This is a genomic window from Kitasatospora sp. NPDC127067 (genome assembly GCF_042724755.1).
Classification (GTDB): domain Bacteria; phylum Actinomycetota; class Actinomycetes; order Streptomycetales; family Streptomycetaceae; genus Kitasatospora; species Kitasatospora lactacystinica.
The window spans coordinates 1-14177 of record NZ_JBHXEM010000075.1; the positions used below are offsets into that span (position 1 = coordinate 1).

Here is a 14177-nt window from a genome sequence, read left to right on the forward strand (position 1 = left end):
TCACCATCAGCTACGGCGACGACCCGACCCAGTACCCGGCCGTCATGGCGGGCGGCGCGTTCGCCTACACGGCTGCCGTCTCCACCGGAAACAACACGAACTCCTTCCCCCCGGCCCCCTACGTCCACGCCTACAACGCGGACGGCAAGGAGATCTACAACCAGAAGACCCAGCCCAACGTCAAGGCCACCCACCCGTAGGCGCCACACCGGGCGCCCAGTGGTGGGGCCGTTGCCGGCGCCGGTCTGTTTTCCCCCGCATTACCCGTCTTCTGACGGTGGATTACCTCGACATTACGTCTATCACGAAGCATTCCGGCCAACTTGTCGCCGCACGGGTGACGTGTTTCCAACAAAGATGGCACTGTACCGTCCCATCGCCGCAGCGGCCCTTGCAGTCGCACGCGCACCACCCGCTGCGGTGATCACGTGGAGGTTGTCCCCCACTCGAACCACCAGCTCTACCGGGCGGCACCATCCCTGCCCTCCCGGCTGACTCCGGCCGCACCCGCGCGGCCGTCGCAGAAGGAGTTCAGTGTGAATCGATCCTCCCGAAAGACCACCGGCGCAGGCGCGTTGACAGTCGGCGCCGCGATGATCGTGGCTGCCCTGACATCCGGTGTCGCCGTCGCCGACGAGACTCCCACGCAGGCCCCCGCCGAGGTCCGGGCCACCGCCGGCGCGCTGCCGGTGCAGCTGTCGCCGGAGCAGCGCGGTGAGTTGCTGGCCTCGGCGGACGCGTCGCTGGCGGAGACCGCCAGGTCGCTGAAGCTGGGGTCGAAGGAGGCACTGGTCGCCAGGGGCGTCACCAAGGACGCCGACGGCAGCGTGCACACCCGCTACGAGCGGACCTTCGACGGACTGCCGGTGCTCGGCGGCGACCTGGTCGTCCACACCGCCGCGGACGGCTCCACGAAGGGCGTCACCAAGGCCACCGAGGCGGACATAGCCGTCGACACCACCGCCAAGGAGAGCGCGGAGGCGGCGAAGGGCCTCGCGCTCGACAGCGCCGGCAGCGCGAAGGTCTCGGAGCCGGCGGCCGACAGCGCCCGCAAGGTGGTCTGGGCCGCGTCCGGCACCCCGCGCCTCGCGTGGGAGACGGTGGTCACCGGCACGCAGGAGGACGGCACGCCGTCCGAGCTGCACGTCATCACCGACGCCAACTCCGGCAAGAAGATCTTCGAGTACCAGGGCGTCGAGACGGGCGTCGGCAACAGCAAGTACTCGGGCCAGGTCACCATCGGCACCTCGGCGGCAGCCGGCGGCGGCTTCGCGCTGACCGACAACACCCGCGGCGGCCACAGCACCTACGACCTGAACGGCACCAGCTCCACCAGGAAGCTGTTCACCAACCCGACCGACACCTGGGGCGACGGCACCGTCGCCAACCGGCAGACCGCCGCCGTGGACGCCGCCTACGGTGCCCAACTCACCTGGGACTACTACAAGAACGTCCACGGCCGCAACGGCATCAAGGACGACGGCGTCGGCGCCTACACCCGGGTCCACTACGGCAACAACTACGTCAACGCGTTCTGGTCCGACAGCTGCTTCTGCATGACCTACGGCGACGGCGCGGGCAACGTCAAGCCGCTGACCTCCATCGACGTCGGCGCCCACGAGATGACCCACGGCGTCACCTCGGCCACCGCGAACCTGATCTACAGCGGCGAGTCCGGCGGCCTGAACGAGGCCACCTCGGACATCATGGCCGCCGCCATCGAGTTCTGGGCCGACAACCCCGAGGACAAGGGCGACTACCTGGTCGGCGAGAAGATCGACATCAGGGGCAACGGCACCCCGCTGCGCTACATGGACAAGCCCTCCAAGGACGGTCGCTCCAGGGACTACTGGTCGTCCGACCTCGGCTCCGTCGACGTGCACTACTCCTCCGGCCCGGCCAACCACTGGTTCTACCTGGCCTCCGAGGGCAGCGGCACCAAGACCGTCAACGGCGTGGCCTACGACTCGCCGACCTCCGACGGCCTGCCGGTGACCGGCATCGGCCGGGACGCGGCCGCCAAGATCTGGTACCGGGCGCTGACCACCTACATGACCTCGTCGACCAACTACGCGGCGGCCCGCACCGCCACCCTGCAGGCCGCCGCCGACCTGTACGGGCCGACCAGCGCGACCTACATGAACACCGCCAACGCCTGGGCGGCGATCAACGTCGGCCCGCGCGTCGTCGACGGCCTCCTGCTGGACCCCGTCGCCAGCCAGATCACCGCGATCGGCGCCCCCGCCGATCTCCAGATCAAGGCCGCCAACTTCAACCCCGGCATCGTCACCTACCACGCGACCGGCCTCCCCGAGGGCCTGACGCTCCACCCGGTCACCGGCCGCGTCACCGGCGTCCCGGCCCTCACCGGCACGTACACGGTCACCGTCACCGCCAAGGCCTCCCACCACAGCAGCCTCGCGACGACGTTCACCTGGAAGGTCTCCCGGGGCATCTTCGCGAACACCACCCCCGTGTCGATCCCGGACGGAGGCCCTGCGATCTTCTCGGACATCGTCATCGACCGGATCCCGGACCGGGCGCCGAGCGACCTCAAGGTGGGCGTGGACATCAAGCACACCTGGCGCGGTGACCTGGTCGTCGACCTGGTCGGCCCGGACGGCACGGTGTACTCGCTGAAGAAGAGCAACCTCGGCGACTCGGGCGACAACGTCATCGAGACCTACACGGTCGACGCCTCCGCCCAGCTCGCCAACGGCACCTGGCGGCTCCGGGTGCAGGACATGTACCGCACCGACTCGGGCCGCATCGACGGCTGGAAGCTCATCTTCTGACCGTGTCGGCACCGAGCACCGAGCACCAAGCACTGAGCACTGAGCACTGAGCACTGACCTCTGAGGTGATCCGGTCGGCGAAGGCACCCACTTCGCCGGCCGGATCACCTCTTGGCCGTGCGGCACGGTCCGTCGCCGGGCTCCGGACCACCCCGGCTGGAACCGGCGTCTCCGTCGCCCGCGGTTCGAACGCGCTGAATATTTTCGCAAGATGTTTCTGTTATTGCCGGTCGTTCCCCGTGCTCTCCGGAGTGTCGGAAGGCCCGTTCCCCTTCACCACAGGGTCCGGGTCATCGCACGAGGAAAGGAACGCGATGGGACACCGGAGCACCGAGCTTCGCCGGCGCAAGCGCCGCAGGCTCACCCGCAGGAGCGCCCTGGTCGCCGCGGCGGTGGCGGCAGGGCTGCTGGCGGGAACGCTCGGCATCCGCACCGCGCTGGAGCCGGCGGCCCTGAACGGCGCCGTCACGGCCGCGGCCGACGGGGTCGACGGTTCGGGGACGCAGGCCGGGCTGGTCGGCTACGACGGCGGACCGGGGGAGACCGGCACCGCCGAGGGGGCCACCCAGGCGCCCGCCCCGAAGCGGGACCAGAAGGCCGCGCCGCTCAAGGCGATACCCAAGGACGAGCCCGAACGCGGCCTGGTCTACGCCGGATTGAGCCTGCCCGGCAGCGACCGCTGCGGCGGCACGCTGGAGGTCACCGGCAGCACCCAGTGCAGCCACGGCCCGGACGTGCCGCCCAAGGGCGTGGACATCCGCCAGGACGTCCCGCCGGTCGCGGCCCCGGCCGCTCGGACGCCCGCGCTCACCCCCGCGGCCGGAGCCCAGGCACCCGCCGCCGCCGACCTGCTGAAGGGGTCCGCGCCCGTCCTGGACGCCACGCAGAAGGCACTGCTCGGCGGCGCCGGCACCGCCGCGGATGCTGCCCCGGCCGGAGCGGCCGTGCCCGCCGGGTCGAAGCTGGTCTGCGATGGCGACGGCAGCAGCGGCAACCGCGTCCAGGTGGTGTACGTCCACAGCCCGGGCAACGACCGCTTCGCCCAGTACCTTGCCTCGTTCAAGAAGTGGTCCGCCGACGTCGACGTCATCTACAACGCCAGCGCCGCGGAGACCGGCGGCGAACGGCACGTCCGCTTCGTCACCGAGTCGGACTGCAGCGCCTCGGTGCTGAACGTGCAGATCTCCGACGCCGAGATCCAGGACTTCAACGCGAGCAACCGGGCCCTCGCCGCGCAGGGGTTCAACCGCAAGGACCGCAAGTACATGATGTTCACCGACGCCAAGGTGTACTGCGGGATCGGCACCTTCGCCGGCGACGAGCGCCCCGGCCAGGACAACCTGAGCAACTTCGGTCCCTCGTACGGCCGGACCGACTCCGGGTGCTGGAGCGGCAGCACGGCCGCCCACGAACTCGGCCACAACCTGGGCGCGGTGAACAACAGCGCGCCCAACTCCAGCAAGGCCGGGCACTGCGTCGACGAATGGGACGTGATGTGCTACTCGGACGCCCCCGACTACCCGCAGATGCGGACCGTCTGCCCGGACCGCGCCCATGACGACCGGCTCGACTGCAACCACGACGACTACTACAACACCTCCCCGTCGCCGGGCAGTTACCTCACCACGCACTGGAACGTCGCCAACAACCGCTTCCTCATCGCCGGTGGCGGCAGTGGCCCCGACCCGACGCCCACCCCGACGCCCACCCCGACTCCGACCGGCACGCCGACCCGCACGCCCTCGCCGTCCCCGACGCCCACCGGCAGCACCACCCCCACGCCGACCGGCTCCCCGTCGCCGACCGCGACCCCGACCGCGACCCCGACCCCCACCGCGACTCCCACGGCGGGCAACACCGGCCCCGCGGTGGGCGTCAGCCAGGTCACCCAGAACTCCGCCGTGCTCAGCTGGACCGCCGTACCCGCCGCGGCCGGCTACGACGTACTGCTGAACGGCCAGGCGATCGGCACCGTCCGCTCCACGGTGGTCGGCGTGGTCCGCCTCGCCCCCGGCACCTCGTACACCGTGGCCGTGGCCGTCCGCGACGCCGCCGGAGCGGTCGGCAAGCCCGGTCGCACCGCCACCTTCCGCACGGTCACCGACGCCGGCCGCCCGCAGCCGGGCACGCGCTACACGATGGTCAACGGGCTGACCGGGCAGGCCGCCGACCTGTGGGGCAGCTCGACGAACGACGGGACCGTGGCCATCGCCTACCAGCGCACCGGCTACGCCAACCAGAAGTGGCAGTTCGAGGACGCCGGGAACGGCGCGGTGCGGATCAAGTCCGCGCGCTCCGGCAAGTGCCTGCAACTCGGCGGCGCCCCGGTGGCCGGTCAGTACGTCGCCCAGCAGCCGTGCTCCGACACGGCCGCGCAGAAGTGGCAGCTCAACGCCGCCGAGGGCGGGTTCACCGTCACCGCGGACGGCGGCTCGCTCGTGCTGGGGCTCAGCACTCGCTGGTACTACGGCGGTTGGCTGCTGGAGCTGCAGCAGGCGAACGGCCGGCCGCAGCAGAACTGGTCGCTCCTGAAGACCACGTAGGCAGGCAGCTCCGACCGACCGCGGGCCGCGCGCCCGAGGACCGTGGCCCGGCTGCCCGCCAGCCTGGTGCCACGGTCCCGCACGTCGCCCGGCCCGCGCGCCGGGCGCGGCCACCCGTTCCGGCGCGGCCGCGCCCGGTGCCCCCGTTTCCCGCACCCGTCCTCCCACACCGCTCCGAGGAACACCTGCCATGCGAACCCGCCCGCTCCTCGCCGCCTGCGCCCTCGCGGCGGCCGCCGTCCTGCCCGCCGCCGCACCGGCCGGTGCCCACGGCGACAGCGTCCACCTGGACGTCACCGGCCAGCAGAACGGTCGCGTCAGCACCGTCGCCACCTGGGAGAACGACCACGACCCGGTCACCGAGGAGTTCGCCGGCACGCTCTCCGCCACCACGGCGGACGGCCGGACGGTGGGCCCCTGGCGACTGGTCGGTGTCCCGGGCCGCCCGGGGACGTACACCACCCGGGAGATCCTGCCCGCCGGGCACTGGCAGGTGACCGTCGACTGCGCCTTCCCCTCGCTCGGCCACGCCCAGCGCGAACTGGACGTGGCGGACGCCGTCATCGACGACCCGGTGCCCGCCGGCACGGCGGCCGCGTCGCCCCCGGCCGGTGTGCCGTCGGCCGCGTCGACGGGGACGGGCGCCGGGCCCGTCCCGGTGCCCACCGGCGGGCCGGTGTCCGAGCCCGCTTCCGCCGGTTCCGCACCGACCGCGGCCTCCGGCTCCGCACCGACCGCGGCCTCCGGCTCCGCCTCCGCGCGCGACACCTCCGACTCCACCACCTGGGCCGCCGCCGGCACCGCCGTCGCGGCCGTGCTGCTGGTCGGCACCGGGCTCCGGCTCCGGCGGCGCCGCCGGGCCTGAGCCTCCGGCCCCGGCCGCCGGGCCGAGCGGTCCGGCCGTACCGCCAGGGTGCCTGCCGGGGACCGCCCGGACACGAACGGACGTCCTTCCCGGTCACCGGGCGCCATCGGGCACCCGGTGACCGGGAAGGGATCCACCTCGGACGGAGAACGTCCTGGTCACCGGCTGCGCGGGGTCCATCGGCAGGGTGATACCGCGGGATCTCATCGGTGACGAGGCGGTGCTGGCCGGTGCCCGGGACGGGGTCGAGGCCGAGCGGATCAGCGGCTTCTACCTCCGCAGCAGAGTCCGCTACCTGGCGGCGTCGACGGCGTCGAGGCTGGTGCACACGCCGGAGGGGACCGGCCACGACTTCCCGCACGAGGCACCGGAGTTCGTGGTCGGCGTGGTCGGGGACCTCGTGCGGGAGCTGCGTGTGATCAGCCCATGACCGTTCGGGCGGAGTCCGCCCGGACCGGGCGTCGGCGGGAGAAGGCGCCCAGGTCGATCACGTTGCCGGTGTGGTCGCCGCGGTAGTGGACCGGGTCGCCGTCGTGGTCGTGACCGGCCTCGACGCGGTCGATCAGGGTGGCGAGGAAGCGGCCCACCAGTGGGGCGTTCTTGAACTGGTTGCCGCTGGTGCCGATCGCGACGTAGTAGCCGTCGAGGGCGGTGCGGTCGTAGATCGGGGTCCAGTCGTCGGCGACGTCGTACACGCCCGCCGCGCCGAGGGGCCGGTTGGGGACCCGCAGCGCCGGGAACCGGCGAGCCGCCCGGGTCACCTGGGTGCGGAAGCGGCGGGCGGTGGGGCGGGGATCGGCCTCGTCCGGATCGTCGATCCACTCGTGCGGGTCGCACTCCGGCTCGGTCCCGCCGACCAGGAGGTGCCCGCCGGGGGCCGTGCGGACGTAGGTGCCGAGGTCGAGGTCGGCGACCAGGGGGAACGGGTCGGCGGTCCGGACGTCCGGTGCGGCGACCTGGTGGACCTCCTCGCGCAGCGGACGCACACCGATCGTGAAGTCGTCCCCGACCCCCGCCAGCCGGTTGAGGCCGCCGGACCACGGGCCGGCGGCGTTGACCACGACCGGTGCGCCGATCCGCGTGCCGTCGGCCAGGCGGATGCCCGTCACCCGGTCCGCGTGCCGGTCGACGGCCACCACGGTGTGGTGGAGGAGGAAGCGGGCGCCCAGCTCGGCCGCGGCGTCGGCGAGGTTCTGGGCGGCGAGCTGAGGGTCGTCGACGTACCCGGCGTCCGGCGTGACCAGGGCACCGAGCTCGCCGGACGGGTCGGCGAAGAAGGCGTCGTCGTCCACCGGCTTCGGCGGCCAGTACCGCCCGGGGTCGATCCCGGGAAGGCGCCTGCGCAGCGTCGGGGCGTCCCACCGCTCGTACGGGACGCCGGCGCGCTCGAACAGGGCGGCGGTCTCGGACGGCGCGACCTCGGGGGAGTCGAGCAGCACGGCACCGGTGCGGTGGAAGGCGGCGAGCGGGCGGCGGCCGGTGAGCCGCAGGTGGTCGGGCCAGGACGTCCAGAGGTGCTGCGCCTCCCAGGCGGTGGCGACGCTCGCGAAGGTGGAGTAGTTGAAGCGGATGATCGCACTGGAGGCGCTGGTGGAACCGTGGCCGACGGCGCCCGCCTTGTCCACGACGACCACCTGCCGCCCGGCGCGCGCGAGTTCGAGGGCGACGGCCGCGCCGATCACCCCGGCTCCGACGACCACGGCGTCCGGTCGAACGACGGTCATGACGGCCCCTCCCCGGGCGGTGGCGTGCGCAGGCTCGGCACGGCGGTGAACAGCGTCCGAGTGTACGGGAGCCCAATCGGCGAGATCGGCCATGGGTCGTCACTGCGTTAGCGCTGCACAGGTGTTGGCGCCCGACCGACACCATCCGCCCGTGGCCCGGGCGACGGTATGCCCGTTGAACGCAGGGCACACCCCCGGCATCCAGAGAACAGGACGAAGACCGATGACGACGTGGCTGGACTTCACTTCCCTGCTCGCCAAGGCGCTCGGCCCCGAGAACGTCACGTTGGACACGGAGAAGGGCACCACGGCGACCGCCACCTTCGAACAGTCGCTCAAGCTCGATGACGGCACGACCAAGAAGCGCCACCAGAAGCTGCACTTCGAGTACGACGGCAAGAATGCCGGCTGGATCGCCGTCACCTCCTTCATCGGCCCCGCCGACGACTTCGAAATCCCCGCCCTCCTCGAATTCCTCGGCGCGGACTGGAAGCTGCCCGCCGCCGTGGTCGTCGACAAGCAGCTGGCCCTGCGCCATCACTTCGGTCTGCCCGAGGCCGACGGCGGCAAGGAGGCGGAAGCGGTGAACAAGGAGGTGCTCGACAAGGCACTCGCGTCGGCCGTGATCGTCGGCAGCCTGGCCGACTTCCTGGAGGCGAACATCCTGGAGCAGGACGAGAAGTAGCCGCCACCACGGCATTCCGGTGCCCCGCCCACACGGGCGGGGCACTGGGAGACCGAACCACAGGGCACGGCCGGAGCGACCTTGCGGCACGATGGCCGGCCCCGGCAGATACCGGTGCGGGGCGTACTGGTGCCAGGGCGTCTCCAACCGCAGGCCTTTGCGCTGCCGCCCGGCACGGACGAAGCGTGGCTCTTGGTCCCTGTCAGCCAGCCGGAGCCGCACATGGGTGAGCGCCGTGCCACCCGGCTGTCCCGGCTGCGCGGTTCTTCACCCGCCCCGGGCCGAGTTGTGCGGCGAGGCCGCCGATCGGAATCCGATCCTCCGGCGTTCGGGCGGATGGGAGCGGCTCCGCCTGCGGGAGCGGTCGGAGCAGTGTCTCGCCACCGTGTCCGACACCCGCAGCGGCAGTAGGCCTGGCCCTTCCGTGCGCTTCTACCGGGGTGGAGCCGGCCGTCCTGGCGCAGGCACTTATGTGCGTGTTCCATCCTGAGCGTCCGCGTCCGCGCCCGGGAGCGGGAGAGGCGCATCCGTGGCGGAGGTCTGTGTGTCTGCTTGTGCGGGCGAGCCGTCGCCGTTGGTCACGGCTGCCGCATCTGCGGAACCCGTTGGCTCGGTGCCGAGGCTGCGGCTCGAGCTGAAGCCGGCGGTGAACGAGCCGCCTGGAGTGATGATGAAGTGCCGGATCTGGAAGACAAAGAGTTGGCCTGGAACGACAAGGAAGCGGACGTACCGGACCTCGGCTCCGCCGTTGGGGAGCGTGTGGCTGGACAGCGGCGGGGTGATGGCCCCCCTGGGGGTCCAGGTGGTTCGATCGTTCGATGTTTCGACCCTTCCGGCCACCCCGGATGCGGTGAAGTGGATGTCGATCCTGGTGATGCGGCGAATTTCCCCGAGGTCGACCATCGCCCAGTCGTTGAAGTACGGGGTGAGCCTCGACTGGTAGTAGGTGTCGTCCCGGCCGTCCAGCATCTTGTCGGCCGTGTGGCCTGCCATGCCCTCGGGGAGGGCGCTGGCGGTCGGTAGGCCGGCGGTCAGGGAGTTGCGGGCTGTCACCGAGGTGGCGGTGAGCTCGCCCGACACGGTGGCGTTCCCGTCGACGGTCAGGCCGCCGGTGCTGACCGAGATGCCGCCGGCCGACTGGTGGATGTTGCCGGCCACTTCGATGTGACTGCCGTTCCCGACGATTTTGGGGACGGCCAGCTGGTTGCCCGGCGCAATGGTGACGTCGCCCTTCGCGATGACGGTGCCGTTGACGATGAGGTTGCCGATGTCGAGGTCGGGTTTGAGGACGGTGAGATGGGTGGAGAGGATCCTCACGACGGGGTTGGACGGGTCGCCGGTGGTTCCGCGCAGGTAGAACGTGGTGTCGGACGTGATGCCTTCGATGGGCAGGCTGGTGCGGTTGGTGACGTCGCGGTCGACCCCCGGGTACAGCAGCTCGTAGGTGGCGTTGGCGGAGCGTTCCCAGGTGAGCTTGACGTCGCCGCCGTTGGGGATGATGGAGGGTTCGCACTGGAAGTTGCGCAGGTAGAAGTCGGCGGGGAACTTGCCGAGGTTGAAGATCGTCTTCCTGGCCTCGAAGTCGGCGTCTCCGGTGCGGGAGCGTTCGGTGACGGTGACCGGGGCAGTGCCGACCTTGCGGCTGATCGGGATGTCCGACAACTGGATGGTGAACCCGGTGCCGGGGCCGATCGGGGCGTGGCTGCCGACGGGCGCGCAGACGAACTCCCTGGCGGCCGCGTCCAGGCGCACGGTCCAGCCGGAGAGGCTGATCCGGGGACTGATCTTGTTCAGGTCGGTGGCGAGGTCGGGGGCCATCGTCCCGGCCGGGACCTTCACCTTGATCCATTCGACGTCGGCCGGAGTGCCGCTCTGCCGGGCGACCGAGATGATCAGTTCCCCGATCTCCTCGGGGGCCTGCGGGTTCTCGGGTGATGCCTTCAGCGGGCTCGGGGTGGTGGTGATCTGATAGGTCAGCAGCGGATCGTCGGCGGCGGTACCGGCGTTCTGGGTCTGGATCACGACGGACACGGGGTGGTTCTCCTTCGGATTCATGGGACGCGCCGTCCCGTTCCCGGGACGGCGCGTCACGGCGAGGCGTGTCAGCGGTCGGTGCGGCTGTGTGGGGCGGCGTCGTCGAGGGTGAGGAAACCGGAGCGGATCTCGGGTTCGGCGAGGGGGAGGTCGTACTGGTCCTGGCCGAGGATCGGCAGCTTCTGCCAGGTGCCGCCGCGGTTCTCGGACCACGTCCAGGTGCCGACGATGTCGGCCGGGGCCGGCATGAGGGCGGTCTCCTCGCTCTCCTCTTGCGGGCCGCGCAGGGCGGTGGTGGCGGCCAGGAGCGGTCCGGTGCGGAAGTGCACGCTCATACGGGCGATCGCCGGGTCGGTGAACTCCTGCGGGACGAACACCTTCTTGGTGGCGAAGATGTCGGTGGTGGCGTGCACGGCCGCGCGCGGATCGAGCAGCACGGTGGCGACCGCGGTGCTGTTGTCACCGAAGTCCAGTTCGAGGCTGGGCTTGTCGCCGATCGGACGAAGGTAGCCGCCGCTGTCGGCGGCCGGGGCGACGATGGTCTCGAAGTGCTCGTAGTCGTCGTTGAGGACGTAGCCGGCCAGGCCGTCGTCGCTCTGCTGCGCCTCGCCGAGGCGGATCGTCCACGGGTAGCCGGGCAGCCGGGAGGGGGAGGGTCCGAAGAGGTTCTGCCAGCTGACGTCGGTGCGCAAGGGGCCGCGGAGGTTCATGGTGAGGCGGGTGCGGACCAGGGCGAGGGGGCGTCCGAGGAGGAAGCCGAGGCCGGGGTCGGCCGGTCCGTCCGGGTCGATGGTCTGCAGGGCCTGGTCGAGGGTGGCGCGGAACGCGTCGAAGGTCTGCGGGCCGCGGGTCTTCACGGCGTTGAGCAGTTGGTAGGTGTGCCGGGTGAGAGCTTCCAGTTGCTCGAAGTGGGTCACCTGGGAGCCCGGCAGGGCGCTCCAGGAAACCTCGCGCTGGTCGCTGGGGTTCAGGGTGACGCGTAGTTCGCCGAGGGCGGCGCCGTCGGGAGCGTGGACGACGAGTGACTGGTCGAGGCGGTTGTGCAGCAGCCAGGCGCAGACGGGGTTGGCCCCGGGGGTCAGGTCGGTGTCGTCGTCGGTGGTCGCGGCAAGGAAATCGAAGCGCAGGCGGGCCGGCTGCAACAGGCGCGGCCCGAGTTCGACCAGCCGGTCGGAGTCGTAGCCGCTGACGGGGTGGGCCGGGCGCATGGTGTCGGGCATCTCGGGCGCGAAGTGGCTCGCGGTGCCGATGAGGTTGACGGAGCGTCCGAAGCGGTCGACGACGGCCAGGTCGAGGAAGGCGAGCTGGCCGGCGCGCAGGTCCTGGAAGGTCGAGTCGGGCCACTCGTCGTCCCAGTCGCCGGGGAAACCGCCGGGGTCCGGCGGCGGGTAGTCTCCGTTGCCGATCAGGGTGGCCAGGTCGCCGGCGGGCTGGAGGCCGGCCAAGGGCTGGCGTTGGGCGATCATGGCGCCGAAGCCGTCGAGGGTCTGGGAGAGGTAGTCCGCTTCGCGGACCTGGGAGCGCATCTGCCGCAGGGCGTCGGCGGGCAGCTGGTCGCGCACGCGGGCGTAGGTCTGCAGGGTGCCGTCGACGATGTGGCCGGCGGTGGGGGCGAGGGTCTGGTGGCCGTGGACGGTCAGAGGCTCGCCGGGCTGCCCGCTTCCGTTCCACTGGTAGCGGGAACGGTCGACGAAGTCCCAGTGCGCGGTGTCGCCGTCGCGGAACGGCAGGGGGAAGTAATGGGCCTTCCACAGCAGGAACAGCGGCTGCCAGGGCATGGTCCAGGGTGCGGTGCCGTACTCGGGCAGGGTCCCGGTGACCTCGCGGATCGCCCCGGACTTGAGCGCGCGCTCCAGGATGAGGAACTCGGCGAGCAGCGCGGGCAGGCAGGGCGGCTGCTGGCCGGTGAGGTCGATCCGGGCGGCCACGGCGGCGACGTCGGCGGTGGTGGTGCCGGAGGCGCTGGTGACCAGACGTTCGGGGGTGCGGCAGGGCAGGGCGGTGTCGCGGGTGAGCGGGGCGTGGAGGTTGGCGCCCTGAAGCGTGAGGACCGGGTCGGCGCTGTACTCGAAGTCCTCGGCCGGGACGCGGATCAGGCGGCGGGCGGCCCGGGCGCCGTAGTCCGGGTACAGGGCGTCGATGCGCGCCGCCAGGTCGGTCTCGCTCTTGCCCCAGGGCAGTTCGGCGCGCTGTGCGGCCAGCTCGCGGGCGAGGGCGACGACACGTCCGGCTGCGCCGTCCGGGTTGGCGGGGTCGAGTTCGTCGTCGATGCGGGCGGTGAACTCGTCGGACTTCCTCTGCAGGTGGTTGAGCCACCACAGGTGGTAGAGGTGTTCGCGGGCGGTGTCGAGTTCGGCCTCGGTGGCGTCGTGGGCGGCCTGGCGGCGGTTGAGTTCGGCGACGGTGTCGGCCTCCGCGGCCCGGGCCGCGCGGGAGGTGGTGCGGCCGGTCTCCTCGCCGCGTTCGCCGATGAACCACCGGTATCCGCCGGCGACGGGGCCGAAGGCGCTGTCGTGGGCGCGGCGGTCGGTGAGGAGGTCGGCCTCGGGCCGGTCGCGTTCCTCCAGGGCGTCGATGCCGCCGAGCAGGAAGGCCCGGAACAGGTCGGCCTCGTCTGCGGACAGGGCGCCGGGTCCGGCGGACTGGGCTCCGAGTTCGGCGACGGCCTCGGCGATGCTGTTGGAGACGATCGCGGTGACGTCGGCCGGCTTCGGGCAGGGCGAGTCGGGGACGGGACCGGTCAGGTCCCAGTCCAGGCCCAGGACCGTTCCGGAGTAGACGGAGGAGCGGATGCCGCTGCCGGAGCCGACGGGCGGCGTCCATTGCAGCTGCTCCAGCAGGGCGGCGAGGTCGTCGGCGCGGGCGAGGATGTCGCTGTCCGGTTGGGCGTACCAGCCGACGACGAGGTAGCTGAGCCGCTCCTGCGCGGGCAGTTCTGCCTCGGGGGTGTCCAGGAGGGTGTCGTGGAGGGAGAAGACGTTGCTGTTGTAGGGCTGGAAGACGGAGAAGGTGGGCAGGCCGGGGCCGATCGCGGTGAGAAAGGGCGCGCGCCGGCCGGTCGGCTCGCGCCAGGGGCCGGTGAGGTCGTGGCACTTGCCGATCAGGGTCGCGGCGGGTTCGTCGCGGTCCGGGTCCTGGAAGGAGACGCTGCCGTTCATCGGGTCGAGGTAGTCGCTCTCGACGATCCACGCCTTGAGCGTGCGGCTGCTGTCGGTGTGCCGTACGACGAGCCACCGGTTGGGTACCAGGGGGAAGTCGCCGATGCCTTCCTCTTCGTCGTGGCGGCCGCGGGTGAGGGCGGCGGGCAGTTCCCACTGGAGGTAGACGCCGAGGCGGTCCTCCCGGCCGGTCCACTCCTCGGGGCTGGAGAACGGGTCCGGTTCGGCCGGGACGCCTTGGCCGACGTCCTTGAAGTTGGTGATCCACCGGTGGAACACGTGCGGGGTTGCGGTGTCGCGGGTGGCTCGGTTGACGGCGAGGGCCGCGACCTCGACCGGCACGACGAGGGTGGTGTCCACGGACATGGCCCGG

8 protein-coding genes and 1 pseudogene are annotated in these 14177 nt (G+C 71.7%); 6 read left to right on the forward strand and 3 right to left on the reverse strand.

The window, feature by feature from the left end; all coding sequences use genetic code 11:
• From ACFWJ4_RS26500 to ACFWJ4_RS26520, 5 genes and pseudogenes are all read left to right on the forward strand, one after another.
• Positions 1 to 200, forward strand: a pseudogene (locus ACFWJ4_RS26500) (hypothetical protein); the annotation flags it as partial.
• 393 nt (positions 201 to 593) lie between these two features.
• A complete protein-coding gene (locus ACFWJ4_RS26505) occupies positions 594 to 2795 on the forward strand; it encodes a M4 family metallopeptidase (RefSeq protein WP_380547764.1) in 2202 nt (733 codons plus the stop codon).
• Positions 2796 to 3109: 314 nt separating this feature from the next.
• Positions 3110 to 5338 carry an RICIN domain-containing protein gene (locus ACFWJ4_RS26510; protein ID WP_380547767.1) on the forward strand — a complete coding sequence of 743 codons (2229 nt, stop codon included), beginning with the start codon at positions 3110 to 3112 and terminating at the stop codon, positions 5336 to 5338.
• A 190-nt stretch (positions 5339 to 5528) separates the two neighbouring features.
• Positions 5529 to 6203: a hypothetical protein gene (locus tag ACFWJ4_RS26515; protein ID WP_380547769.1), complete on the forward strand. Its 675-nt coding sequence runs from the start codon at positions 5529 to 5531 to the stop codon at positions 6201 to 6203.
• Between the two features lie 187 nt (positions 6204 to 6390).
• Positions 6391 to 6633, forward strand: a complete 243-nt coding sequence (locus ACFWJ4_RS26520) for a hypothetical protein (protein ID WP_380547772.1) — start codon at positions 6391 to 6393, stop codon at positions 6631 to 6633.
• Here the strand turns inward: ACFWJ4_RS26520 and ACFWJ4_RS26525 are convergent.
• Positions 6623 to 7927: an NAD(P)/FAD-dependent oxidoreductase gene (locus ACFWJ4_RS26525; protein WP_380547775.1), complete on the reverse strand. Its 1305-nt coding sequence runs from the start codon at positions 7925 to 7927 to the stop codon at positions 6623 to 6625. The two genes, ACFWJ4_RS26520 and ACFWJ4_RS26525, sit on opposite strands and share 11 nt — an antisense overlap.
• A gap of 223 nt (positions 7928 to 8150) precedes the next feature.
• Between ACFWJ4_RS26525 and ACFWJ4_RS26530 the strand changes: the two genes are divergently transcribed.
• Positions 8151 to 8612 carry a hypothetical protein gene (locus tag ACFWJ4_RS26530; protein WP_380359125.1) on the forward strand — a complete coding sequence of 154 codons (462 nt, stop codon included), beginning with the start codon at positions 8151 to 8153 and terminating at the stop codon, positions 8610 to 8612.
• A gap of 468 nt (positions 8613 to 9080) precedes the next feature.
• Here the strand turns inward: ACFWJ4_RS26530 and ACFWJ4_RS26535 are convergent, their stop codons facing one another.
• Both ACFWJ4_RS26535 and ACFWJ4_RS26540 read right to left on the reverse strand, forming a co-directional pair.
• Positions 9081 to 10643: a discoidin domain-containing protein gene (locus ACFWJ4_RS26535; protein WP_380359128.1), complete on the reverse strand. Its 1563-nt coding sequence runs from the start codon at positions 10641 to 10643 to the stop codon at positions 9081 to 9083.
• Between the two features lie 71 nt (positions 10644 to 10714).
• Complete coding sequence (locus tag ACFWJ4_RS26540; protein WP_380547777.1) at positions 10715 to 14170, reverse strand: hypothetical protein; 3456 nt, start codon at positions 14168 to 14170, stop codon at positions 10715 to 10717.
• Between the last annotated feature and the right edge of the window lie 7 nt (positions 14171 to 14177).

Excerpts from the sequence above, each read along its gene's own strand:
- ACFWJ4_RS26505 (WP_380547764.1), top strand. The coding sequence starts at position 594 with ATGATCGTGGCTGCCCTGACATCCGGTGTCGCCGTCGCCGACGAGACT.
- ACFWJ4_RS26510 (WP_380547767.1), top strand. The coding sequence starts at position 3,110 with ATGGGACACCGGAGCACCGAGCTTCGCCGGCGCAAGCGCCGCAGGCTC.
- ACFWJ4_RS26515 (WP_380547769.1), top strand. The coding sequence starts at position 5,529 with ATGCGAACCCGCCCGCTCCTCGCCGCCTGCGCCCTCGCGGCGGCCGCC.
- ACFWJ4_RS26525 (WP_380547775.1), bottom strand. The coding sequence starts at position 7,927 with ATGACCGTCGTTCGACCGGACGCCGTGGTCGTCGGAGCCGGGGTGATC.
- ACFWJ4_RS26530 (WP_380359125.1), top strand. The coding sequence starts at position 8,151 with ATGACGACGTGGCTGGACTTCACTTCCCTGCTCGCCAAGGCGCTCGGC.
- ACFWJ4_RS26540 (WP_380547777.1), bottom strand. The coding sequence starts at position 14,170 with ATGTCCGTGGACACCACCCTCGTCGTGCCGGTCGAGGTCGCGGCCCTC.